We start from the raw sequence: 23515 nt of genomic DNA, 5'->3' as shown, positions 1-23515 counted from the left end.
CCCGGTGAGTGGTTGTGCCGGGGTAAGCGTGTAGGCCGTGTCATAGGCAAATCCGTGACACATGTAGGCTGAGACGTGATGCCGAGCCGATTCAGGTGAAGTCAGTGATCCTATGCTGCCGAGAAAAGCCTCTAGCGAGTTCTTAGCGGCCCGTACCCTAAACCGACACAGGTGGTCAGGTAGAGAATACCGAGGCGACGGGTGAACTGTGGTTAAGGAACTCGGCAAATTGCCCCCGTAACTTAGGGAGAAGGGGGGCCGGACGCGTGAAGCCCCTTTGCGGGTGGAGCGTGGTATGGCCGCAGAGAGCAGGGGGAAGCGACTGTTTACTAAAAACACAGGTCCATGCGAAGTCGTAAGACGATGTATATGGACTGACGCCTGCCCGGTGCTGGAACGTTAAGGGGACCGGTTAGCTCTTCGGGGCGAGGCTGAGAACTTAAGCGCCAGTAAACGGCGGTGGTAACTATAACCATCCTAAGGTAGCGAAATTCCTTGTCGGGTAAGTTCCGACCTGCACGAATGGCGTAACGACTTCCCCACTGTCTCAACCACAGGCCCGGCGAAATTGCAGTACGAGTAAAGATGCTCGTTACGCGCGGCAGGACGGAAAGACCCCGGGACCTTTACTATAGCTTGACATTGGTATTTGGGTTGGCTTGTGTAGGATAGGTGGGAGCCGGTGAAGCTCGGACGCCAGTTCGGGTGGAGGCAATCTTGAAATACCACTCTGGTTGATCTGGGTATCTAACTTCGGGCCCTTATCGGGTTCAGGGACAGTGTCTGGTGGGTAGTTTAACTGGGGCGGTTGCCTCCTAAAGGGTAACGGAGGCGCCCAAAGGTTCCCTCAGCCTGGTTGGCAATCAGGTGTTGAGTGTAAGTGCACAAGGGAGCTTGACTGTGAGACTGACGGGTCGAGCAGGGACGAAAGTCGGGACTAGTGATCCGGCACTTGCGTGTGGAAGCGGTGTCGCTCAACGGATAAAAGGTACCCCGGGGATAACAGGCTGATCTTCCCCAAGAGTCCATATCGACGGGATGGTTTGGCACCTCGATGTCGGCTCGTCGCATCCTGGGGCTGTAGCAGGTCCCAAGGGTTGGGCTGTTCGCCCATTAAAGCGGTACGCGAGCTGGGTTTAGAACGTCGTGAGACAGTTCGGTCCCTATCCGCCGCGCGCGTAGGATACTTGAGAAGGGCTGTCCCTAGTACGAGAGGACCGGGACGGACGAACCTCTGGTGTGCCAGTTGTCCTGCCATGGGCATGGCTGGTTGGCTACGTTCGGAAGGGATAACCGCTGAAAGCATCTAAGCGGGAAGCTCGCTTCAAGATGAGGTATCCCACCCACTTGTTGGGGTAAGGCTCCCAGTAGATGACTGGGTTGATAGGCCGGAGATGTAAGCACGGTAACGTGTTGAGTTGACCGGTACTAATAGGCCGAGGACTTGACTACAGTCTTCAAAACTTTTGATGTTTGCGTCCACTGTGTGATGTCTGAGCAAACAACCGTGACCTATTTCCGGTTGATATGTTCATAGTGTTACGGCGGTTATAGCGGAGGGGAAACGCCCGGTCACATTCCGAACCCGGAAGCTAAGCCCTCCAGCGCCGATGGTACTGCACTCGGGAGGGTGTGGGAGAGTAGGACACCGCCGGACTTCTTCATGATCAGGGCCACCCCATTCGGGGTGGCCCTGATGTGTTTTCCGGGTGATTCAGTCAGCCATTGCCGGGCTCCGCCGGCGAGGCGTAATGCGCGGCAGTCGCGGCGGACACCGCCGCGAGATCCGCCAGCACCGAGGCCGGCGACAAAACCCGCACATCCGTGCCGAAGGCCAGCAACGTCCGTGCGGCCGTCACCGTCGCAAAACGCAGCTCCAGCAGCACCGGCCGCTCGCTGTCCGCGTGCGACGCGGCCGGCTCGGCGCCGTCCGCGTGCGGGGAGGACGAGGCCGGCCCGTCGCCGTCCGCGTGCGGCGAGGGCGAGACCGGCCCGGCGCCGTCTGCCTGCGGCGCGTCCGCGTGCGGCGAGGGCGAGACCGGCCCGGCGCCGTCTGCCTGCGGCGCGTCCGCCTGCGGCGAGGGCGAGACTGAGCCGGCGCCGTCCGCCTGCGGCGCGTCCGCGTGCGGCGAGGGCGAGACCGAGCCGGCGCCGTCCAGCTGCGGTGAGGATGAGACTGGCCGGTCGCCGTCGAGGTGCGGCGAGGGGGAGTCGTTGGCGGACGGGGGAGGTGAGACCAGTTCCGCGCGGTGCAGCAGCGTGAATCGCGCCAGGGATGCGGCCTTCACCAGTACCCGGACCGTCAGGCCGCCCGGGAAGTCCTCCACCCGGGCGCGCAACCGTGACCACTCGTCGGCGAGGGTGGTGGTGCGGCGGCGTACCGGCTGGTCGAGAAGTTCGGCGGCGACGACGCGGTCCGCGCGGTAGAGGCGTGGGTGGCCGTCGCGGTCGGCGACCAGGTACCAGACGCCGGCCTTCTCGACCAAGCCGTACGGGTCCACGATCCGATCGGTGGGCGCGGGGGCGTCGCCGGAGCGGTAGCGCAGCCGCAGCCGGCGGTCGGTGAACACGGCCTCCTGCAGCGTGGACAGGCCGGCCGCGGGCGCGGCGGCGGTGCGCCAGCGCACCGGGTCCACGATGATGCGGCGCGCCACCAGGTCGGCCGCCTCCCGGTGCGGCGCGGGCAGCGCAGCCATGATCTTGCGCAGCGCGGACCCGACCGCGGCGCCGAGCCCGAGCGAGGCGTGGGTGCTGCCGGTCAGCATGACGAACAGGGCCCGCGCCTCGTCCGCGGTCATCCCGGTCACGTCGGTGCGGAAGCCGGGTAGCAGTGCGATGCCGCCGTGCCGTCCCCGCTCCGTGTAGACCGGGATGCCGGCCGCGGAGAGCGCCTCCACGTCGCGCAGCACGGTGCGGACGGACACCTCGAGGCGCCGCGCCAGCTCGGGCGCGGGCAGCCGGCCGTGCGCCTGCAACAGCAGGAGCAGCGACAGCAGCCGGTCCGAGCGCATGGCGTGCCTCCGAGGAAATACACGACGGAGGGTGTCATGTATCGGCGGCATCATCTCCCGTGACGCACGAGAGAGGGAAGAGATCATGACCGAGAACATCACCGTCGCCGAGCGGTACGCCACGGCCTGGATGGGCCGGGACCTGGATGCCGCCATGGCCTTCGTGGCGGATGACGTGGTGCTGGACGCGCCGTCCGGGCGGTTCGAGGGCGCGGCGGCGTACCGTGGATTTTTGGAGCGGTTCATGGGTCTGATGACCGCGGCCGAGATCACCGCCGTGTACGGCGGCGAGGACGGCGCGGCCGTCCACTACGTGACGCGGACGAAGCCGGTGGCGGTGAGTCGCGGCGCGGACCGCCTGGTCATCCGCGACGGCTTGATCCGCGAGGCGGTCACCATCTTCGACCGGCAGCCGTTCACCGAGGCGCAGGCGCGGGCGCAGGCGCAGGCGTCAGACCGTGAGTGAAACCGGCCCGCGGGCGCCTCACCCGCTACGTTGAGATGGTGAAGCTGAAGTTCAAGCCCAGTCGTCAGATGGTGATCATCCTGGTGATCGCCGCCGCGGCCGTGGCCTGGGGTCTGCTGGCCGGCCGGTCGCCGGAGGGTGCCGAGCCGGGCCCGCTGGACGACGCCGCGCGGCAGGCGTGCACGGACTTCGCGAACGGCCGGGACGACGCGGACGACAAGCGCACCCGTCTGTCGCTGGCGGACCAGGTGATGGCGTCCGCGCGCCGTACCGACAACTCGCGGATCGCGGACAGCGCGTCGGCGCTCGGCCGGAACGCGAACGACTCGGATCAGGAGTGGACGGACAGTGCGGACGCGCTGGCCGCCGCCTGCAAGGACGCCGGATGGTCCGCCGGGTGACAGATCCGCTGGTCTTCAGGTCTATCGTGCGGGTATGACCCTGCTCGATCTTGATCCCGATCAGTTGCTCTCCACCACCCGCGCGGTCCGCAAGCGCCTCGACCTGACCCGGCCGGTGCCGGACGACCTGATCCGCGAGTGCGTCGCGCTCGCGCTCCAGGCGCCGTCCGGCTCCAATGTGGTCACCATGCGCTTCGTCGTGGTGCGCGACGAGGCGAAGCGGCGCGCGCTCGGCGACGTCTACCGGCAGGTCTACGCCGGATACCGGGCGTCGCCGGGCTACCCGGGCAACCCGACCGGCGATCCGGAGCGGGACCGGGTGCAAGCCCGGGTGGCGCGGTCCGCGGACTTCCTGGGCGAGCACATGGGTGAGGCGCCGGTGCTGGTGCTCGGCTGCGTCGAGGGGCCGAACCGGGCGATCGCGGAGGCGAGCGTCGGCAACATCATGCCGGGGATGTGGAGCTTCATGCTGGCCGCCCGGGCGCGTGGGCTCGGCACCGCCTGGACGGCCATGCACCGTGCGCGCGAGCGCGACGTGGCGGAGATCCTCGGCATCCCGTACGACACCGTGGCCCAGGCGGTGCTGACGCCGCTCGCGTTCACCAAGGGCACGGACTTCAAGCCGGCCGAGCGCCCCGCGCCCGACGAGGTCATTCACTGGGACACATGGTGATCACAAACCAGGGGGTTGATCATGGCCGTACGCAGGGAGGTGTTAGGTTAGGCATCCCTTACTGAGCAAGAGTGGAGTCCCCTTATGCGATCACACCGGTTTCTGGCCGGGGTCGTCGCGGCCGTGGCCGCGGTCGCCCTGACCGCCTGTGGGTCCGATAGCGAAGAGACCCCCGCGGCCGGCGGTTCCGCGGCCCCGGCCGGCGACACGTTCCCGCTCACCGTCACGCACGCGCTCGGCACCACCACCATCCCGGCCAAGCCGGTCCGGGTCGCCACCGTGGCGTGGGCCAACCACGAGGTCCCGCTGGCGCTCGGCGTCGTGCCGGTCGGCCTGGCCAAGGCCAACTTCGCGGACGAGGACGGGGACGGCTACCTGCCGTGGGCCTCCGACAAGATCAAGGAGCTCGGCGGCGCGACCCCGGTGCTGTTCGACGAGACCGACGGCATCGACTTCGAGGCGGTGGCTAACACCCAGCCGGACGTCATCCTCGCCGCGTACTCCGGGCTGACCCAGCAGGACTACGACACGCTGAGCCAGATCGCGCCGACCGTGGCGTACCCGACGACGGCGTGGGCCACGCCGTGGCGGGACTGGATCAAGCTGGAGAGCAAGGCGCTCGGCCTCTCCGCACAGGGTGACGCGCTGATCGCGGACATCGAGGGCCGGATCAAGACCGAGATCGCCAAGTACCCGGCGCTGGCCGGCAAGTCCGCGATGTTCATGACGCACGTGGACCAGACCGACCTGAGCAAGTTCAGCTTCTACACCACGCACGACACGCGCGGCGCGTACTTCGCGGACCTGGGCCTGACCACGCCGCCGAGCATCGCCGAGCTGTCCGCCAGCACCGACCAGTTCGCGCTGTCGGTCAGCGCGGAGCAGGTCGACAAGCTGGCCGACGTCGACATCATCGTGACCTACGGCGACGCCGAGATGGTCAAGAAGATGCAGGCCGACCCGCTGCTGTCGAAGATCCCCGCGGTGCAGCGCGGCTCGGTGGTCGCGCTGGTCGGCACGTCCACGGTCGGCGCCGCCGCGAACCCTACGCCGCTGGCCGTGCCGTACGTGGTCGGCGACTACGTCAAGCTGCTCGCCGACGCCGCCGCCAAGGTGTCATGACGCAAGTTCGAGAGCCGGACGTCGCCTCGCTGCGGCGTCCGGCCCGCGTCCGGCTGCTGTGGTTCCTGGCCGCGCTGGCCGTGCTGGCGCTGGTGCTGCTCGCGTCCGTGGCGTTCGGCTCCCGGACCGTCGGCTGGTCCGCGATCGTCGACGGCGTGGCCGGCCGCTCCGACACGATCGACCAGGCCGCGGTGCTCAAGCGCGTGCCGCGTACCCTCCTCGCGGTGATCGCCGGCGCCGCGCTGGCCGTGTCCGGCGCGGTCATGCAGGGCGTCACCCGCAACCCGCTGGCCGACCCCGGCATCCTCGGCGTCAACTCCGGCGCCTCGCTCGCGGTGGTGGTCGGCATGACCACGTTCGGCCTGACCTCCGCGGTCGCGGTCAGCTGGGTCGCGATCGCCGGCGCGGCCGTCTCCGCCGTCTTCGTCTACGCGGTCGGCTCGCTCGGCCGCGGCGGCGCCACGCCGCTCAAGCTCGCGCTGGCCGGCACCGCCACCACGGCCGCGCTCGCGTCGCTGATCAGCGCGGTCATCCTGCCGCGCGCGGACGTGTCGGACATGTTCCGGGACTGGCAGATCGGCGGCGTCGGCGGCGGAAGCTGGGAGAGCATCCGCCAGGTCGGGCCGTTCCTGCTGGCCGGCTTCGTCATCTGCCTGCTCTCCGCGCGCCCGCTGAACTCGCTGGCGCTCGGCGACGAACTGGCCACCGGCCTGGGCGAGCGGGTCGCGGTCGCACGCGGCGTCGCCGCGCTCGGCGCGGTGGTGCTCTGCGGCGCCACCACCGCGGTCACCGGGCCGATCATGTTCGTCGGACTGATCGTGCCGCACGTCTGCCGCCTGCTGATCGGGCTCGACCACCGCTGGATCCTGCCGTTCGCCGCGCTGCTCGGCGCGTCGCTGCTCACGCTCTCCGACGTGGTCGGCCGCGTGGTCGACCGGCCGCAGGAGATCGAGGTCGGCATCATCACCGCGCTGATCGGCGCGCCGTTCTTCATCTACATCGTCCGCCGGCAGAAGGTACGCGAGCTGTGAGCACCACGACCCTGGAGGCCGTCACCCGCGGGCGGGCCCGCCGCGCGCTGCGCCGCCGCCTGGTGCTCGGTGTGCTCGGCGGGCTGGTCGTCGCGGCGTACGCGGTGAACGTGATGTTCGGCAAGACGTTCTACCCACCGGACGACGTGTTCCGGGTGATGCTCGGCGAGACCGTGCCCGGCGCCACGTTCACGGTGGGCACGCTGCGGCTGCCCCGGGCCACGCTGGCACTGCTGGCCGGCAGCTGCTTCGGCCTGGGCGGCGTCACCTTCCAGACCATGTTGCGCAACCCGCTGGCCAGCCCGGACGTCATCGGCATCAGCTCCGGCGCCAGCGCGGCCGCCGCGTTCGCGATCGTCACGCTGCAGCTGAGCGAGGCCGCCACGTCCGCCGTCGCGATCGCGGCCGGCCTGGCCGTCGCCATGGTCATCTACCTGCTCTCGTTCCGGGACGGCGTGGCCGGCACGCGCCTGGTGCTGATCGGCATCGGCATGGCCGCGATGCTGGAGAGCGCCACCTCGTACGTGCTGTCCACCGCGTCGCAGTGGGACCTCCAGGAGGCGCTGCGCTGGCTGACCGGCAGCCTGAACGGCACCAGCTGGAGCGAGACCGTGCCGGTGGCCGTCGCGCTCGCGGTGCTCGGCCCGGTCCTGCTCGGCCAGGGCCGCGACCTGTTCACGCTGCAACTCGGCGACGACCTGGCCGCGGCGCTGGGGGTACGGCTGGAGCGCACCCGGATTCTGCTCATCGTCGCGGCCGTCGGGCTGATCGCGTTCGCCACCGCGGCGTGCGGGCCGATCGCGTTCGTGGCGTTCCTGGCCGGGCCGATCGCGGCGCGGATCGTCGGGCCGGGCACCTCCCTGCTCGTACCGTCTGCGCTGATCGGTGCCCTGCTGGTGCTCGTCGCGGACTTCGCCGGGCAGTACGCGCTCGGCATCCGCTACCCGGTCGGCGTCGTCACCGGCGTGCTGGGCGCGCCCTACCTGCTCTACCTGCTCATCCGTACCAACCGGGCCGGAGGCTCGCTGTGACCACCGACCACTCGATCCGGGCCGAGCGGCTCACGCTCGGCTACCGGGACCGCGTCGTCATCGACCGGCTCGACCTCACGTTCCCGCCCGCCAAGATCACCGCGATCGTCGGCGCGAACGCGTGCGGCAAGTCCACGCTGCTGCGCTCGATGTCCCGGCTGCTGCCGCCGCGCGCCGGGCACGTGCTGCTGGACGGCCGCGCGGTGCACCGGATGCCGGCCAAGGAACTGGCCCGCACGCTCGGCCTGCTGCCGCAGTCGCCGATCGCGCCGGAGGGGATCACGGTCGCCGACCTGGTCGGCCGCGGCCGGCACCCGCACCAGAGCGTGCTGTCCCGGTGGTCGAAGCAGGACGACCTCGCGGTCGCCGCCGCGCTGGACGCCACGCACACCGCGGACCTGGCGGACCGGTCCGTGGACGAACTCTCCGGCGGTCAGCGGCAGCGCGTGTGGATCGCGATGGCGCTGGCGCAGCAGACCGACGTGCTGCTGCTCGACGAGCCCACCACGTTCCTCGACGTCAGCCACCAGGTCGAGGTGCTGGACCTGCTCACCGACCTGAACCGCGCGCGCGGCACCACGATCGTGATGGTGCTGCACGACCTGAACATGGCCGCCCGGTACGCCGACCACCTGATCGCGCTGGCGGCCGGCACCGTGCACGCGGCCGGCGAGCCCGCGGACGTGCTCACCGAGGACTGCGTGCGCGCGGTGTTCGGCCTGGACAGCCGCATCATCGTGGACCCGACCTCGGGCAAGCCGCTGATGCTGCCGCTCGGCCGGCACCACGTGGCGGAGACCGCCTGAGCCGCAATCCCGGGCCCGAGGCGCGCAACGCGCGGCTCTTGATCCTCCTCGCCACCGGGGACTTCCGGTCGTGGCGGCAGTTCGGCCGCCCGTAACCCGGGAGAGGCAGTATGGACAACCAGAGGGTCGCGGTCGTCACCGGCGGCTCCGGCGGCATCGGCCGCGTGGTGGCGGAACGGCTCGGCGCGGACGGGATGAGCGTGCTCGTCCACTACGCCGGCAACCGCGAGAGGGCGGACGAGGCGGTCAAGGCGGTGGAGGCCGCCGGTGGCCGGGCCGTCGCCGCGCGCGCCGACCTGACCGATGCCGACCAGGCCACCGCGCTCTTCGAGACCGCGGAGCGGACCTTCGGCGGCGTGGACGTGGTGGTCAACACGGCCGGCATCATGGTCCTGGCACCGCTCACCGAGCTGAGCCTGGACGACTTCGACCGCATGCTCGACACGAACGTGCGCGGCACGTTCCTGGTCGCCCGCGCGGCCGCCCCGAAGCTGCGGCGCGGCGGCGCGCTCATCACGTTCTCGTCGTCCGTGGTCGGGCTGGCGCACGAGACCTACAGCGGGTACGTGGCCGCGAAGGCCGGCGTCGAGGCGATGACCCGCGTGCTGGCCAAGGAGATGCGCGGCCGGGACGTCACCGTGAACGCGGTCGCGCCCGGCCCGACCGCCACGTCGTTCTTCCTGGACGGCAAGGACCAGGCGACCATCGACCGGTTCGCGTCCGCCGCGCCGCTGGAGCGGCTCGGCACGCCGGAGGACACCGCCGAGGTCGTCGCGTTCCTGGCCGGCCCGGCCCGCTGGATCAACGGTCAGATCGTCCGCGTGAACGGAGGAATCATATGATCATCGTCGTCACCGGTGCGTCCAGCGGCTTCGGCGCCATGACCGCCCGGGCGCTGGCGGACGCCGGCCACACCGTCTACGCCGGCATGCGCGAGACCGAGGGCCGCAACCAGGACGCGGCCAAGGAGTTCGACGGGTACGCCGAGCACACGCACACGCTGGAGATGGACGTCTCCGCGCAGGACTCGGTGGACGCGGCCATCGCCCGGATCATCGACGAGAACGGCCGCCTCGACGTGGTGGTGCACAACGCCGGCCACATGACGCTCGGCCCGGCCGAGGCGTTCACGCCGGAGCAGCTCGCCGCGGTCTACGACGTCAACGTGCTCTCCGCCCAGCGGGTCAACCGGGCCGCCCTGCCCCACCTGCGGCGGCAGCGGGACGGCCTGCTGGTCTGGGTGGGATCCAGCAGCGCCCGCGGCGGCACCCCGCCGTACCTGGCGCCGTACTTCGCGGCCAAGGCCGGCTTCGACTCGCTGGCGGTCAGCTACGCGGCGGAACTGTCCCGGTTCGGCATCGACAGCACGATCATGGTGCCGGGCTCGTTCACCACCGGCACGAACCACTACGCGCACGCGGGCCACCCGGACGACACCGCGGTCGCGGACGAGTACACCGCGCTCTACGGCTCCGCGATCGACGACCTGCTCGCCCGGCAGGCCGAGCAGTCGCCGCCGGACGCGGACCCGTCGGAGGTGGCGCGCGAGATCACCCGCGTGGTCGGGCTGCCGAAGGGCGCGCGGCCGTTCCGGGTCTACCTGGACCCGGCCCGGGACGGCGCGGAGGAGGTGTTCCGCGTCGGTGACCGGGTGCGCCGCGAGTTCTACCGCACGCTCGGCTTCGCCGACCTGCTCGGCCCCGCGGTCTGAGCGCCACGGCCGGTTCCCCGCCGGGAACGGGGGACCGGCCCCGGTGCGCCGGGTCAACGAAAGTCGCACCGCCCACCTCACTTCCCGCAGACGCGCGGACCGGGCCCGCACCGGCAGACTTCCGGGCATGGCAGAAGTGATCGCGGTAGGCATTTACCTGGTGGGCAGGCTGATGACGTTCGTGGCGGAGCGCCGGCGGCCGTCCCGGGCACCCGGAAGCGCGGCGGAGTGATAGTAAGGCTCCATGATCGTGGATACCGACAGCCCGTTCGCCGACCTCGCCGCCTACGCTGCGCTGCCCCGGGTGTCCGGGCTGCGCCTGTCCCCGGACGGCCGCCGGATCGTGGTCGGCGTGGCCACCCCGGACCCGGAGAAGAACCGGTACGTGACCGCGCTCTGGGAGGTCGACCCGGACGGCGAACGGCCCGCCCGGCGGCTGACCCGCAGCCGGGCCGGCGAGTCCGCGGCCGGCTTCACGCCCGGCGGCGACCTGCTCTTCGTCTCGACGCGGCCGGAGCCGGACGCCACCGGGAACGGCGACGACGAGACCGCCGCGCTGTGGCGGCAGCCGGCCGGCGGCGGTGACGCCCGCGTGGTGGCCCGGCCGCCGGGCGGCGTGCGCGGCGTGCACGTCTCCGACACGGGCGGGCTGGTGTTCGGCTCCGCGCTGCTGCCGTCGTCCGCGGACCTGGAGGCGGACCGCGAACTGCGGAAGCGGCGCAAGGACGCGGGCGTGACCGCGATCCTGCACGAGGAGTTCCCGGTCCGGTACTGGGACCACGACCTCGGCCCGGGCCGTACCCGGCTGCTGACCAGGGCGGACGTCGAGGACGGCGAGCTGCGCGACCTCACCGGGCACGTCGGCTCGGCGCTGGACGACAACGCGAGCTGGGACCTCGGCCGCGACGGGCACACGCTGGTCAGCACCTGGAACGTGGCCGGCCACCGCTCCACCGTGGTCGCGATCGACGTGGCCTCCGGTGAGCGCCGCACGCTGGCCTCGGACGACGACCACGAGTACGACGGCCCCCGGCTCTCCCCGGACGGTACCCGCGTCGCGGTCGTGGTGCACCGCCGCACCACGGCCGACGACCCCGGCGACGTCTGGCTGGCCGTGGTGCCGGCCGCCGGCGGCGAGGTCGAGGACCTGACGGCCGGCTGGGACCGGCGCCCGCACTCGGTCCGCTGGACGCCGGACGGCACCGCGCTGATCGTGATCGCGGACGACGCCGGCCGCGCCCCGCTGTGGCGGGTCGAGGTCGCGGACGGCACGGTCACCCGCCTGACGCCGGACGACGGCGCCTACACCGACGTGGAGATCTCCCCGGACGGGCGGTGGATCTACGCGCTGCGCGCCACCATGGACACGCCGCCCGCGCCGGTCCGCGTCCCGATCGACGGCGGCGCCGCCGAGCCGCTCCGGGGGCCGGTGGAGACGCCGGCCGTGCCGGGGCGGCTGACCGAGGTCACCGCGACCGGGGCGGACGGCACGCCGGTCCGCGCCTGGCTGGCGCTGCCGGCCGGCGCGAGCGCGGACGCGCCCGTACCGCTGGCGGTGTTCATCCACGGTGGACCGCAGGCGTCGTGGAACTCCTGGTCGTGGCGGTGGAACCCGTGGATCCTGACCGCCCGCGGGTACGCCGTGCTGCTGCCCGACCCGGCGCTGTCCACCGGGTACGGCCGCGACTTCATCGTGCGCGGCTGGGGCCGCTGGGGCGACGCGCCGTACACCGACCTGATGGCGATCACCGACGCGGCGGAGGCGCGCCCGGACATCGACGCCACCCGCACGGCCGCGCTGGGCGGCTCGTTCGGCGGCTACATGGCCAACTGGATCGCCGGCCACACCGACCGGTTCGCCGCGATCGTCACGCACGCGTCGCTGTGGTCGCTGGAGCAGTTCGCCGGCACCACGGACGCGTCGTACTACTGGACCCGCGAGATGACCGAGGCGATGGCCGAGGCGCACTCGCCGCACCGCTCGGCCGACGCGATCAGCACGCCGATGCTGGTCATCCACGGCGACAAGGACTACCGCGTACCGATCGGCGAGGGTCTCCGCCTCTGGTGGGACCTGATGTCACGGTCACGCGCCGCCCACCGTTTCCTCTACTTCCCGGATGAGAACCATTGGATCCTCACACCCCGACACAGCGTGATCTGGTACGAGACGGTGCTGGCGTTCCTCGCCGAGCACATCGGGGGCGAGCGATGGCAGCGGCCGTCGCTGCTCGGCTGAGAGCGGCCGGAGGCTGGCGGCTGGCCTACGAGGCCGGCCTGACCGCGCTGGTGACCGCCGTGGTGCTGGTCGCGGCGGTCACCGAGCCGGTGCACCCGCTCGCGCCCTGGCTGGAGGTCGCGACCGCGCCGGTCCTGGTGCTGTCGCGCCTGCGCTATCCGCTGCCCGCCTATCTGGCCGCCGCGCTGGTCGGCCTGGCCACCGGCGGGCCCAACACGTTCCTGCTGGTGGTGTTGAGCGCCTCGCTGGCCTACCGGGCCGCGAGCACCTGGCAGGTGGCGGCCGGGCTCGCCGGCGGCTGGGCCGCGTTCGTCGGCGCGGTCCAGTGGTGGGAGGGCCCGCTCGACCCGGCCACGCTGGTCACCACGTCGGCGCTGTTCGCGCTCTTCGCGCTGATCCCGGCCGGGGTGGCGCGGGCCGTGCGGCGGCGGCGCGTGCTGCTGGACGCGATGCACCGGCGCAACGTGCAGCTCCACTCCCAGCAGGAGGAGGTGGCCCGGGCGGCGCGGGCGCGGGAACGGACCCGGATCGCCCGGGACCTGCACGACTCGCTCGGCCACAAGCTGACACTGATCTCGCTGTACGCCGGCATGCGGCGCCCGGCGGACGACGACGAGACCGCGGAGCTGCTGCGCGAGACGTCCGCGGCCGCGATGACCGAGCTGCGGCAGATCCTCGGCCTGCTCGGCCAGGACGACGAGCAGCCCTCGGTCCGGTCGCTGGACGGGCTGGACGAACTGGCGCGGGGCGCGCGGTCGTCCGGCGCCGAGATCGAGATCATCCGCGAGGGTACGGCCCGGCCGCTGACGCCGCTGATCGAGCACGCGGCGTACCGGGTGATCCAGGAGGGCGTGACCAACGCGCTGCGCCACGCGCACGGCGGCCGGATCGTGGTGTCGCTGCGCTACGAGCCGGACGCGCTGGTCGCCGGCGTGACCAACACGGCCGGCCGGCGCGTGGTCCGGCAGACGTCCGGCCAGGGGCTGCTCGGCCTGGCGGAACGGGTCCGGGTCGCGCGCGGCATGCTCTACCACGGCCCCACGCCGGACGGCGGGTTCCGGCTGGCCGCGACGCTGCCGTACCCGTCGTCGCCGCCGACCGCGGGCGTGCCGCCCGGCCCGGACTTCGCCGAGCTCGTCGAGCGCGACCGCCGCCGCTCCCGGCTCACGCTCGCCGCCACCGCGGTCGGCATCGCGGCCGTGCTCGCGCTCTGCTGCGCCGGGATGTGGCTCAGCATGGCGGTCGTGGTGGTCGACCGCGAGACGTACGACGCGGTCCGGGTCGGCCAGGCCGAGCGCGAGGTCCGCGACCTGCTCCCGGACGCCGACGCGGCGGTCACCGACGCCACCGGCGGGCGTGCCGTGCCGGGCGCGGACTGCGTCGACTACCGGGCGTCCCTGCTCGACGCGGACGGCGCGGACCGGGTCTACCGGTTCTGCTTCCGTGACGGCGTGCTGGTAGACAAGCAGGAGTTCCTGGACCGAGAGACGGTGTGATGAACGCGCCCATCCGAGTGCTGCTGGCCGACGACGACCGCCTGGTCCGCGCCGCGATCGAGACGATCCTCCGCACGGCGGGGGACGTCGAGCTGGTCGCGCAGGCCGGCGACGGCCGCCAGGCGATCGACCTGACGCTGCTGCACCGCCCGGACGTGGTGCTGCTCGACATCCGCATGCCGGTGCTGGACGGCCTCGCCGCGCTCCGCGAGATCCGCCGCACCGCGCCGGCCGTGCACGCGGTCATGCTCACCACGTTCGGCGAGGACGACTACGTGGCCCAGGCGCTGACCGCGGGCGCGGCCGGCTTCCTGCTCAAGGACTCCGCCGCGGACGAGCTGCCGCACGCGATCCGCGCGGCCGCGGCCGGCGACGCGTTCCTCTCCCCGCGGGTCACCCGCCAGGTCCTGAACCGGCTCCCGGCCGCGCCCGCGGTGCCGCGCGAGGACCTGGCGCGGGTGGAGTCGCTCAGCGGCCGGGAGCGCGAGGTGCTGATCCTGCTGGCGCAGGGGCTGTCCAACGCGGAGATCAGCGCGCAGCTCTTCGTCACCGAGGGCACGGTCAAGACCCACCTCTACCGCGTCTTCACCAAGATCGGCTGCGACAACCGGGTCCAGGCCGCGATGCTCGCCCAGCGCGCGGGCCTGCTGGACTGAGTTCTCCCACTTCCGGGAGAGGCGCGTTCGCACTTTCGGCAGACGTGAGCGGGTCCGGCGCGGTGCTGTACTCAGGTCATGGAGAACATCCTGCTCGAGGATTCGGACGTGCTCCCGGTGTTCGGCTTCGCGGTGCTGCGGGCGGACACGGACGAGCCGATCAGCACGGACAACCTGCTGGTCGGGCTCGCGTCGGCGGCGGGCACCCGGGAGATCCTGCACGCGGCGGACGTCACCCGCACGGTCGCCGACTCCGTCTACCGGCGCCGCCGGGCCGGCTGGCACAGCGACGACCGGGGCGGCCCGGTCGCGATCGTGGTCGCCGAGGGCGGCACGCCGGCCGACTTCACCGCCGCGGCGGCGGACGCGCTGCGCCGGGCCGGCCGGGCCGCGACCGCGCACGGCCGGGACGTGTGCGACTCCCGCGACCTGCTGCTCGCGCTGCTCGACGACGACGGCAACCGGGCGTCCGAGCTGCTCGCCGCGTGCGCGGTGCCGGTCGCGGCGCTGCGCGAGAGCCTGGAACACGACCGGCCGTTGCGCCGCGCCGACCGGGTGCCGCGCGAACTGCACCGGATCCGGGACATGCTGATCGGCCTGACCCGCTACCCGCGCGTGCCGCTCTGGCGGAACCCGCTGCTGGCGATCGTGGCGCCGGCCCGGCCGAACCTGGCGCCGCAGCCGTTCGTGTGGCTGATGCTGGAGTCACGCGAGCAGGCCCGGGAGCACGGCCGCCGTAGGCCCGGCACGGACGACGCGCTGCTCGCCCTGATGGCGATGCACGAGCTGTCGCGCTACTACCCGCACCTGTACGAGCAGCCCTACGACGGCGCGGCGGCGCTGGCGTCGGCCGGGGTCACGTACGCGGCGCTGCGCCACGTCTCGGCCACCGCCGACCTCGGCACCGACCCGCGCCCGCTGCGCCGGGCCGTGCCGCGGCTGCCGGCCGACACGGTGGAACTGGTGCGGCTGCTGCTCGCCGACCGGCACAACCGGGCGAACCGGCTGCTGGCCGCGGCCGGGTTCGGCGGCGTCACGGTGTGATCCGGATCCGCGGGCGGCCGTCGTCGCCCGCGCTCACCTCCGCCTCCACCCCGTAGACGTCACGGATTCGCGCCGGCGTGAGCACCTCGGCGGGCGTACCGGCCGAGACCAGCCGGCCATCGTGCAGCAGCGCGATCCGGTCGCAGAACGCGGCGGCCAGGTCCAGATCGTGCAGCGCGGCCACCACGGTCCGGCCGGAGCCGCGCAGCCGGTGGAACAGCGCCAGCCGGTGCCGGATGTCCAGGTGGTTCGTGGGCTCGTCGAGCAGCAGCACATCCGGGTCCTGGAGCAGCGCCCGCGCGAGATCGGCGCGCTGCCGTTCGCCGCCGGACAGCCGCGACCAGCGGCGGTGCCCGATGCCGGGCAGACCGGCCGCGGCCAGGGCGTCCTCGGCCCGGCGCTCGTCGTCCACGGTGGCCGGTGCGAGCGCGGGCCGGTGCGGAATGCGCGCCAGCAGCAGCACGTCCAACACCGACATATCCACATCGGACGGCACGTGCTGGGTGACGATCGCGATCCGCCGGGCCAGCGCGCGCCGGGGCAGCGTGGCACGATCCACGCCGTCCAGCAACACGGTGCCGGCGTCCGGGCGGCGCAGCCCGGCCAGCACGCGCAGCAGCGTCGACTTGCCGGAGCCGTTCGGGCCGAGCAGCCCGGTCACCGCCCCCGCCGGCGCGTCCAGCGAGACCTCGCCGAGCAGCACGCGCCCACGTACCCGCACGATGATCCCCTCCGCCCGGATGCCGCGATCGGGTCTCGGTCGGCGCTGAGTCGATGATTCGCTCGCAAGCTCGCTCATGCCGGGCTCTCCTCGATGCTGCGGTCGCGTGGTGGTCGGCGCTGAGTCGATGATTCGCTCGCGAGCTCGCTCATGCCGGGCTGCCCTCGATGCTGCGGTCGCGTGGTGGTCGGCGCTGAGCCGATGATTCGCTCGCGAGCTCGCTCATGCCGGGCTCCCTCCGCGGCGCAGCAGCACCGCGAACGCGGGGACGCCGATCAGGGCGGTGACCACGCCGACCGGCACCTCCTGTGGTGCGAAGACGGTACGGGCCGCGGTGTCGGCCCAGATCAGGAAGATGGCGCCGGTCAGTGCGCAGACCGGCAGCAGCACCCGGTGCCGCGACCCGGCCAGCGCGCGCGCCGCGTGCGGCACGGTGAGGCCGACGAACCCGATCGCGCCGCTCGCCGCGACCAGCGTGGCGGCCAGTACGGCCGTGGCCGTGAACAGCAGCGCGCGCACCCGGGCCGGGGAGAAGCCCAGCGACTGCGCCACGTCCGTGCCGAACGTGAACGCGTCCAGCGCCGGCGCTGCCGCCCAGCAGGCGAGCAGCACCGCGGCGCCGACCGCCGCGCACAGCGCCACGGACGCCCAGGACGCCGCGGTCAGCGAGCCGAGGAGCCAGAACGTGATGCCGCGGGTGGCCTGCGCGGTCGCGTCCGACACCACGATCAGGCTGGTGGCGGCCGAGAACAGCTGGCCGGCCGCCACGCCCGCGAGCAGGATCCGGGACGGCTCGGTCCAGCGGCGCCCGGCTAGTGCCAGCGCCACCGCGAACGCGGCCGCGCTGCCCGCGAACGCGCCCAGCGACAGCGCCGCGGCGCCGGTCGCGAAGCCGAACACCAGGATCGCCACCGCGCCGGTCGACGCGCCCGCGGAGATGCCCAGCAGGTACGGGTCCGCGAGCGCGTTGCGGGTGAGCGCCTGCAGCACCGCGCCGCACACCGCCAGCCCGGCGCCGACCAGCGCGGCCAGCAGCACGCGCGGCGTACGCAGGTCCCAGATGATGCTGTCGGTCAGCGGGTCGAGCGGCGTGACCGGCAGTCCCGCGTGCCAGGCGAGCGCGCGCAGCACCTGCGGCACGGTCAGGTCCGCGGCGCCGACCGCGACCGCCCCGGCCGTGCTGAGCAGCAGCGCGGCCAGCGCGCCGGCCAGCACGGCCGAGTGCCGTATCGGGCCGGTCATCGGCGGGCGAAGACCACGAAGTCGTCGAGGTACTGCCACACCGTGCCGGTCTCGGCGAACCCGGCCGCCTCCAGCGCGGCCAGGTGGAACGCCAGCGGCGCGAGCGGCTGCGGCGGCCGGTCCGCGAACCGCGCCGCGCGTTCCGCGGTCAGCGCCGCGAGTTCCGGCCGGCGCGCGGCCTCGGCGTACCACTGCTGGTAGTCGAGGGTCCCGGCGGCGAAGGCCGCGGCCTGCGTCCGCGCGTCGTGCCGCTCGGCGACGTCGCGCAGCGTCGGGTGGGAGGCGCCGTAGCGCAGGTGGTCCGCGTTGAGCAGCACGCCGCCGGGCCGCAGCAGCGTCGCCGCGGTGGCGTAGACCGCGGACAGTTCGGTGGGGGAGAGCCAGTGCAGCGCGGTGGAGCTGAGCACCGCGTCGATGCCCGTGGGCAGCGCGCGTTCCCAGCCGGGCGCGGCCAGGTCCGCGTCGGCGATCGTGATCCGGTCGGTGCCGTGCCGCTCGGCCAGCGCGCCCCGCGCCACGGTGAGCAGGATCGGGTCGTGGTCGACCGCGACCACGCGGGCCTTCGGGAACGCGGCCAGCACCCGGTCGGAGATCGCGCCCGGCCCGCACGCCAGGTCCAGCACGGTGAACTCGTCGCCGTGCACCAGCTCCAGCACCTCCAGCATCACCGTGAAGCGCTGTTCGCGGTGCGCGATGTACGCCTCCTGCTGGCGGTCCCACGCGGTCAGCAGGTCCCTCACCGGGTCAGCTCCTTGAGGCCGGCCGCGAGCTGCTCCGCCGCGGTGATCGAACGGACGGACGGGTCCATGGACGAGCCGGAGACCGTGACGAACCGGTCGTTCTTCACCGCGTCCAGCTCCCTGGTGACCGCGTTCGCCCTCAGGAAGTCCTTCTTGGACTGCGCGCTGTCGCCGTCGCCGCCGCGGGTCAGGTCGGCCAGCACGATCACGTCCGGGTTCCGTTGCGCGATCTCCTCCCAGCTGCCCGCGGGCCAGGGCTGGGTGGCGTCGCCGTACGCGTTGGTGACGCCGAGGTGCGCGCTGATCGCGGCCGGCAGCCCGCGCTGTCCCGCCACGTACGGCGTGCTGGTCCCGGAGTAGTACCAGAGCACGCTGGTGCCCGCGGTGCCGGCGCCGGCCGTGGCCGCCAGCCGCGCCCGCTGGTCCGCTACCACCCGCGCGCCCCGGTCGGGCACGCCGAAGATGCCGGCGATCTCCTCGATCTCCGCGAGGATCCCGTCGAAGCTCACCGCCGCCTCGCCGGTGGCCGGGTCCTCGCAGGCGAAGCGGGACAGGTACGCCGGCACGTTCAGCCTGCCCAGGTCCGCGCGCGGCCCGGCCGCGTCGGTGGCGTAGGCGGATGTGAACGTGGAGTAGACGAAGTCCGGCTTCGCCTGGAGCACGGTCTCGCGGTTCGGGTAGAGCTTCGCCAGCACCGGGACCGCGTCGTAGCCGGCCTTGAGTTCCGGCAGCACCGGGTCGGTCTGGTAGCTGGTGCCGGCCATCCGGTCCGCGAGCCCGAGCGTCAGCAGGATCTCGGTGGCGTTCTGCTCCAGCGCGAGCGCCCGCCGTGGCGGCGCCGGGACGGTGAGCGGCAGTCCGCAACTGGTCACGGTGGCGGCACTGGCCGCGGGTGCGGCCTCGCCCTCGGTACGCGCGCATCCCGCGGTGACGCCGAGCGTCACCAGCAGAACGGATATGACAACGGTTTTCATGACGGGCAAGCTAGCACGTGTTCAACGTTGATCGGCACGGCGGGTGGAATCCGGTTGCCGGGCCGCGGGCTCCGGCGCAGGATGCCGCCATGACCGACGCGACGCTCGCCGCGCTGATCGCCGCCGCCCGCGACCCGGACCCCGGGGAACGGCTGTGGGCCGCGGAGCACCTGGCGACGGAGATGGACGACGAGAATCCGGCCGGCGTCGCGGAGCTGCTGGCGCTCTCCGCCGACCCGGACGTCCGCGTGCGCGACTGGGCGACGTTCAGCCTCAGTCACCTGGTCCACCGGGACGGGCCGGAGGTGCGCGCCGCGCTGTGGGCGCGTGTCGACGACCGGGACGAGGCGGTCCGCTCCTACGCGCTGCACGGCCTGGCCCGCCGGCGTGACCGGCGGGCGTGGCCGCTGATGCTGGCGGCGTTCGAGTCCGGCGTGGTCAAGGAGCACCTCTTCGAGGCCGCCGGATTCCTGCGTGAGCCGGCGCTGGCGCCGCACCTGCGCGAGTTCGACGACGAGAAGGGGCGCATCGCGGCCGCGCTCACCGAGTGCGACCCGGCGTTGCGCGCGGCCCGCGACGCGCTCGTGCTGCGCGTGGCCGACCTGCTCCTCGCGCGGGCGGCGGAGTTCGAGCCGACCCTCTACTGTGAACGGTTCACCCTGGACATCCTGCTGGAGACGAACGTCTACCGGCCGCATCACGTGACGGACGTGGTCGCGGTGCTGCGGTCGGTGGGCGACGATCCGGACCGCGCCGCGGCGAAGATCATCGACGATCTTCGCGCGCGGACGCCGTACCCGCGAAGGGTCTAGAGGTCCCGCCGCTGGAAGGCGAGCGCGGCCAGGGACAGGATCAGCACGGTCCAGACCGCGGCCCAGCCCAGGTAGGCCGGGGTGAGCGGCGCGGCGCTCAGGAACGGATGGCCCTCGAACGCCTCGCTGAAGCCGGCGAGCAGCGACGGGTCCTGGAAGGCGTTCATCGCCCCGCGCCAGAGCCCGTCCGTGGGCAGGATCGCCTGCGAGACCGTGCCGATCCGGCGGACGCTGTCGTTGCCGAGCGCGGCGCCGAGCCCGCCGATCACGCCCGCGATCCAGGTCGCGCCGAACAGGCCGACCGCGACGATGCCGGAGGCCATCGGCGAGATCGTGGTGGACAGCAGCAGGCCCAGCGTGAGCAGCACCACCGCCTGCGCGGCCAGCAGCGCCAGGCCGGTGACCGGCGACGGCGGCCAGTAGCCCGTGGTGACCAGCACGATGAGCAACTGCGCCAGGCCCGCCACGGCCACGAAACCGGTGCCGAAGGCGACCAGGCCGAGCCACTTGCCGAACAGCACGGACGCGCGCCGCACCGGCCGGGTCAGCATGGCCAGCGCGATGCCGGACTCGGTCTCGCCGGCCAGCGTGGGCCCGGCCAGGAACGCGGTGCCGAGCGCCGCGATCAGGCTCAGGCCGAACATCACCAGGTTCAGCACCAGCGACGCGGCGAACCGGGACTCTCCGCTGGTCAGGCCGCCGAACTCGGCGTCGATGCGGGTGAACCCCCAGGCGCTGAGCGACAGCAGCAGGATCGTCAGCACGGCCAGCGAGCGCAGCACCCGGCGGCGCGCGGCCTCCCGCAGCGTCAGCGCGGCGACGGTGAGCACGGTGGTCATCGGTTCCCTCGCAGGATGGTGAGCAGACGGTCCTCCAGGCTGATCCGGCCGGGCTCGACCGCGTGCACGCGCACACCCAGACCCACGAGATCAGAGATCAGCGCCGGTACGTCGTCCGGCAGCGCGATCGTCCACCAGTCCCCGTCCCGGGCCGTCACGTGGCCGAGCCGGGCCGCCGCCGCGTCGCCGACCGCGTCCAGGCGCAGCCGCAGCTCCCGGGCGCCGAGCAGCTCCGGGAGCGTGCCGGACGCGGCCACCCGCCCCTTGTCCAGGATGACGACGCGGTCGCAGACGCGCTCCACCTCGCCGATCAGGTGCGAGTTGAGCAGCACGGCCACGCCGCGCTCCCGCAGCGCCAGCAGCAGGTCACGGACGTCGGCGCGGCCGATCGGGTCGAGCGCGCTGGTCGGCTCGTCCAGGACCACCAGCTCCGGGCGGGCGACCAGCGCCACGGCCAGGCCCAGGCGCTGCTGCATGCCCTTGGAGAAGCCGCCGACCCGGTCCCCCGCGCGGTCCGCGAGCCCGACCGCGCCGAGCACGTCCCGGTCCGGGTCCCGGGTGCCGGCCAGCCGGGCGTGCAGGGTCAGCACCTCGGCCGCGGTCAGCCACGGCTGGTAGCGGAACAGCTCGGGCAGGTAGCCGACCGCGGCCCGGGAGCGCGGGTCGCGGGACGGGCGGCCGAGCAGCATGGTCTCGCCCGCGTCCGGGTGCACCAGGCCGAGCAGCATCTTGATCACCGTGGTCTTGCCGGCGCCGTTCGGCCCGAGCAGGCCGAGCACCTCGCCGCGGCCGACCGTGAACGACACCCCGTCCACCGCGACCCGGCGCCGGTAGCGTTTGCGCAGCCCGTCCGCCCAGACGGCCGGGCTGGTGGCGGTCACCGGCCCGGCGGTGAGCGCGGCGGTCACCGCAGGCCCCGCGCCACGGTCAGCACCTCGTCCGCGCTCAGCGACCCGGCCACGGCCGTGACCACGCCGTTCTCCACCCACACCGCGGCCGCGAGCACGCCGTCCCGGGAGGTGATCACGGTGGCCGGCACGCCGTTCACGTCCGCGGGCGCGCTGGTCAGCTTCTCGTCCATGACGTGCAGCGGCAGCGTCGTACCGTCGCCGGTGAACCGCCGCAACTGCCCGGCCACGTCCTCGGGCAGGCCGGACAGCGACAGCAGGTAGTCGCGCGCGGTCGCGAAGTCGACGCCGGAGTCGGCGTAGGCCACCGGCGCGACGGCCCGCCCGACGATCAGCGACGGCACGCCCCGGTCCTCCGCCCAGACCGCCGCGACGCCGGGGCCCGCGGTCAGCCGGAAGCGGCTGCCGTCCAGGCCGGGTGGCGGCGTCGGCCCGCCGGCCTCGCCGGCCTCGAACGTGAAGATCACGGTGGTACGGTCGCCCACCTGGTAGGCCGGGTCGCCGCCGACGCCGCGCGGCAGCGCGTCCACCCGGGGGACGGCCAGGCCGGTCGCCTCCCGGGCGGCCGCGGCGTCGGCCACCTCGCGCACGTGCGGCTCCTCGGTGACCTCGACGTCGCCGTACGCGGACAGGTCCGGCAGCGCGAGCAGGTCCGCCTGGCTGACGGTGATCGGCGCGATCTCCTCGGTGTGGAACACGCGCAGCCAGTCCGTGGCCACGGCCGCGGTGGCGCCGGTGAGCACCGCGACCACGGCGGCGACCGCGACCAGCGGGCCGCGCCGCAGCGCCCGGCGAGTCCGCCCGGTCTCCGCGCGGACCGCCTCCGCGGCCGTCATCGGCGCGGCGAACGCGGTCGACAGCCGGCGCCAGCCCGCGTCGACGTCCGGGACGGCCCCGGTCCGCAGCGCCGCGCCGATCAGCGCGGCCTCGTCGCGTACCGTGGCGAGGTCGTCCCGGCAGAGCGGGCAGTCCGCGACGTGCGCGCGGTCCGCGTCGGTGATGGCGGACGGCTCGTCGGCGAGCCGCCGCAGGATGCCCTCAGAGGGATGACGCATGACGGATCAACTCCTTGCGCAGAGCGGTTTCGGCGCGCCGGACGGTGGTGCCGACGCTGCTGGGGGACAGGTCGAGGGCGGCCGCGACCTCGGCGTAGCTGAGCCCGCTGTGCCGCAGGACCAGCGCGATCGCCTGCTTGCGCGGCAGCTTCGCCAGCGCCTCCCGCACCCGGCGGCGCTCCTCCCGGGTGACGACCGTGTCCGCGACGTCCGGCGCCGCATCCGCCCGCACCTCGTCCGCCTCCCGGGCCGCGCGGCGGCGGCCGGAGCGCAGATGATTCAGCGCGGTGTGCGCCGCCGCGACGCACAGCCATCCGATCGCCTCCCCGGCCGGCACCGCGGACCGGCCGAACGACAGGAACACCTCCTGCGCCACGTCCTCCGCCTCGTCCCGGCCACCCAGCACCCGCGCCGCGACCGACACGACCCTCGGGTAGGCATCCCGGAAGATCTCCTCCAGGTCGGCCCTCACCATGTCCTCCACACCCTTGGAGCACCGCCGCCCCGCCATCTGTGACAGGGCCTCTACGCTGCTGT

23 protein-coding genes and 2 rRNA genes (1 of these 25 running past the window's edge) are annotated in these 23515 nt (G+C 73.0%); 16 read left to right on the top strand and 9 right to left on the bottom strand.

Going from position 1 to position 23515, the window contains the following annotated elements; genetic code table 11:
• Together J2S41_RS21090 and rrf are read left to right on the top strand one after the other, a co-directional pair.
• Window positions 1-1452 (top strand): 23S ribosomal RNA (locus J2S41_RS21090); it begins 1625 nt to the left of the window's first position.
• Between the two features lie 88 nt (window positions 1453-1540).
• Window positions 1541-1657 (top strand): 5S ribosomal RNA (gene rrf, locus J2S41_RS21085).
• A 61-nt stretch (window positions 1658-1718) separates the two neighbouring features.
• Here the strand turns inward: rrf and J2S41_RS21080 are convergent.
• Entirely contained in the window at window positions 1719-3011 is a 1293-nt protein-coding gene (locus J2S41_RS21080; protein ID WP_310369755.1) for a WYL domain-containing protein, read from the bottom strand.
• 85 nt (window positions 3012-3096) lie between these two features.
• Between J2S41_RS21080 and J2S41_RS21075 the strand changes: the two genes are divergently transcribed.
• The 13 genes from J2S41_RS21075 to J2S41_RS21015 all read left to right on the top strand — a co-directional run bounded on the left by J2S41_RS21075 (window position 3097) and on the right by J2S41_RS21015 (window position 15687).
• The gene (locus J2S41_RS21075; RefSeq protein WP_310369754.1) at window positions 3097-3477 is read left to right on the top strand and encodes a nuclear transport factor 2 family protein; all 381 of its coding nucleotides are present in this window, start codon (window positions 3097-3099) and stop codon (window positions 3475-3477) included.
• Window positions 3478-3515: 38 nt separating this feature from the next.
• Window positions 3516-3878, top strand: a complete 363-nt coding sequence (locus J2S41_RS21070; RefSeq protein ID WP_310369752.1) for a hypothetical protein — start codon at window positions 3516-3518, stop codon at window positions 3876-3878.
• 34 nt (window positions 3879-3912) lie between these two features.
• Window positions 3913-4551 (top strand): nitroreductase family protein, encoded by a 639-nt coding sequence (locus J2S41_RS21065; RefSeq protein WP_310369750.1) that lies wholly within the window; start codon window positions 3913-3915, stop codon window positions 4549-4551.
• A gap of 84 nt (window positions 4552-4635) precedes the next feature.
• A complete protein-coding gene (locus J2S41_RS21060) occupies window positions 4636-5673 on the top strand; it encodes an iron-siderophore ABC transporter substrate-binding protein (RefSeq protein ID WP_310369748.1) in 1038 nt (345 codons plus the stop codon).
• Window positions 5670-6704, top strand: coding sequence for a FecCD family ABC transporter permease (locus tag J2S41_RS21055; protein WP_310369747.1), 1035 nt, complete (start codon window positions 5670-5672; stop codon window positions 6702-6704). Before J2S41_RS21060 ends, J2S41_RS21055 begins: the two co-directional genes overlap by 4 nt.
• Window positions 6701-7735 (top strand): FecCD family ABC transporter permease, encoded by a 1035-nt coding sequence (locus J2S41_RS21050; RefSeq protein ID WP_310369745.1) that lies wholly within the window; start codon window positions 6701-6703, stop codon window positions 7733-7735. Before J2S41_RS21055 ends, J2S41_RS21050 begins: the two co-directional genes overlap by 4 nt.
• Window positions 7732-8541, top strand: a complete 810-nt coding sequence (locus J2S41_RS21045) for an ABC transporter ATP-binding protein (RefSeq protein ID WP_310369743.1) — start codon at window positions 7732-7734, stop codon at window positions 8539-8541. Before J2S41_RS21050 ends, J2S41_RS21045 begins: the two co-directional genes overlap by 4 nt.
• Before the next feature lie 110 nt (window positions 8542-8651).
• Window positions 8652-9383: an SDR family oxidoreductase gene (locus tag J2S41_RS21040; protein ID WP_310369741.1), complete on the top strand. Its 732-nt coding sequence runs from the start codon at window positions 8652-8654 to the stop codon at window positions 9381-9383.
• Entirely contained in the window at window positions 9380-10252 is an 873-nt protein-coding gene (locus J2S41_RS21035; protein ID WP_310369739.1) for an SDR family oxidoreductase, read from the top strand. The genes J2S41_RS21040 and J2S41_RS21035 overlap by 4 nt, the downstream gene beginning before the upstream one ends.
• A 244-nt stretch (window positions 10253-10496) precedes the next feature.
• Window positions 10497-12491, top strand: a complete 1995-nt coding sequence (locus J2S41_RS21030; protein WP_310369737.1) for a S9 family peptidase — start codon at window positions 10497-10499, stop codon at window positions 12489-12491.
• A complete protein-coding gene (locus J2S41_RS21025; RefSeq protein WP_310369736.1) occupies window positions 12464-13987 on the top strand; it encodes a sensor histidine kinase in 1524 nt (507 codons plus the stop codon). The genes J2S41_RS21030 and J2S41_RS21025 overlap by 28 nt, the downstream gene beginning before the upstream one ends.
• The gene (locus J2S41_RS21020) at window positions 13987-14643 is read left to right on the top strand and encodes a response regulator transcription factor (protein ID WP_310369733.1); all 657 of its coding nucleotides are present in this window, start codon (window positions 13987-13989) and stop codon (window positions 14641-14643) included. The genes J2S41_RS21025 and J2S41_RS21020 overlap by 1 nt, the downstream gene beginning before the upstream one ends.
• A gap of 78 nt (window positions 14644-14721) precedes the next feature.
• A complete protein-coding gene (locus J2S41_RS21015; RefSeq protein WP_310369731.1) occupies window positions 14722-15687 on the top strand; it encodes a Clp protease N-terminal domain-containing protein in 966 nt (321 codons plus the stop codon).
• Here J2S41_RS21015 and J2S41_RS21010 read toward each other — a convergent pair.
• From J2S41_RS21010 to J2S41_RS20995, 4 genes are all read right to left on the bottom strand, one after another.
• A complete protein-coding gene (locus tag J2S41_RS21010) occupies window positions 15677-16408 on the bottom strand; it encodes an ABC transporter ATP-binding protein (RefSeq protein WP_310369729.1) in 732 nt (243 codons plus the stop codon). The two genes, J2S41_RS21015 and J2S41_RS21010, sit on opposite strands and share 11 nt — an antisense overlap.
• Before the next feature lie 222 nt (window positions 16409-16630).
• Window positions 16631-17650 carry a FecCD family ABC transporter permease gene (locus J2S41_RS21005; RefSeq protein ID WP_310369726.1) on the bottom strand — a complete coding sequence of 340 codons (1020 nt, stop codon included), beginning with the start codon at window positions 17648-17650 and terminating at the stop codon, window positions 16631-16633.
• Window positions 17647-18390, bottom strand: coding sequence for a methyltransferase domain-containing protein (locus J2S41_RS21000; protein ID WP_310369724.1), 744 nt, complete (start codon window positions 18388-18390; stop codon window positions 17647-17649). Before J2S41_RS21000 ends, J2S41_RS21005 begins: the two co-directional genes overlap by 4 nt.
• On the bottom strand, window positions 18387-19364 hold the full coding sequence (locus J2S41_RS20995; protein WP_310369722.1) for an ABC transporter substrate-binding protein: 978 nt from the start codon (window positions 19362-19364) through the stop codon (window positions 18387-18389). Before J2S41_RS20995 ends, J2S41_RS21000 begins: the two co-directional genes overlap by 4 nt.
• A gap of 89 nt (window positions 19365-19453) precedes the next feature.
• On the opposite strand from J2S41_RS20995, the gene J2S41_RS20990 reads away from it, so the two are divergent.
• Window positions 19454-20176 (top strand): HEAT repeat domain-containing protein, encoded by a 723-nt coding sequence (locus J2S41_RS20990; RefSeq protein ID WP_310369720.1) that lies wholly within the window; start codon window positions 19454-19456, stop codon window positions 20174-20176.
• Here J2S41_RS20990 and J2S41_RS20985 read toward each other — a convergent pair.
• From J2S41_RS20985 to J2S41_RS20970, 4 genes are read right to left on the bottom strand one after another with little or no spacing between them, the layout of a single operon-like run.
• Entirely contained in the window at window positions 20173-21015 is an 843-nt protein-coding gene (locus J2S41_RS20985) for an ABC transporter permease (RefSeq protein ID WP_310369718.1), read from the bottom strand. The genes J2S41_RS20990 and J2S41_RS20985 overlap by 4 nt on opposite strands.
• A complete protein-coding gene (locus J2S41_RS20980; protein ID WP_310369717.1) occupies window positions 21012-21923 on the bottom strand; it encodes an ABC transporter ATP-binding protein in 912 nt (303 codons plus the stop codon). The genes J2S41_RS20985 and J2S41_RS20980 overlap by 4 nt, the downstream gene beginning before the upstream one ends.
• A complete protein-coding gene (locus J2S41_RS20975) occupies window positions 21920-22978 on the bottom strand; it encodes a hypothetical protein (RefSeq protein WP_310369714.1) in 1059 nt (352 codons plus the stop codon). Before J2S41_RS20975 ends, J2S41_RS20980 begins: the two co-directional genes overlap by 4 nt.
• On the bottom strand, window positions 22962-23453 hold the full coding sequence (locus J2S41_RS20970; RefSeq protein WP_310369713.1) for a sigma-70 family RNA polymerase sigma factor: 492 nt from the start codon (window positions 23451-23453) through the stop codon (window positions 22962-22964). Before J2S41_RS20970 ends, J2S41_RS20975 begins: the two co-directional genes overlap by 17 nt.
• Between the last annotated feature and the right edge of the window lie 62 nt (window positions 23454-23515).

This window comes from Catenuloplanes atrovinosus, from assembly GCF_031458235.1.
GTDB classification, from domain to species: Bacteria; Actinomycetota; Actinomycetes; order Mycobacteriales; family Micromonosporaceae; genus Catenuloplanes; species Catenuloplanes atrovinosus.
The sequence above is the reverse complement of the archived record's forward strand: the minus strand, read 5'-3'. Positions and strand labels throughout refer to the sequence as shown.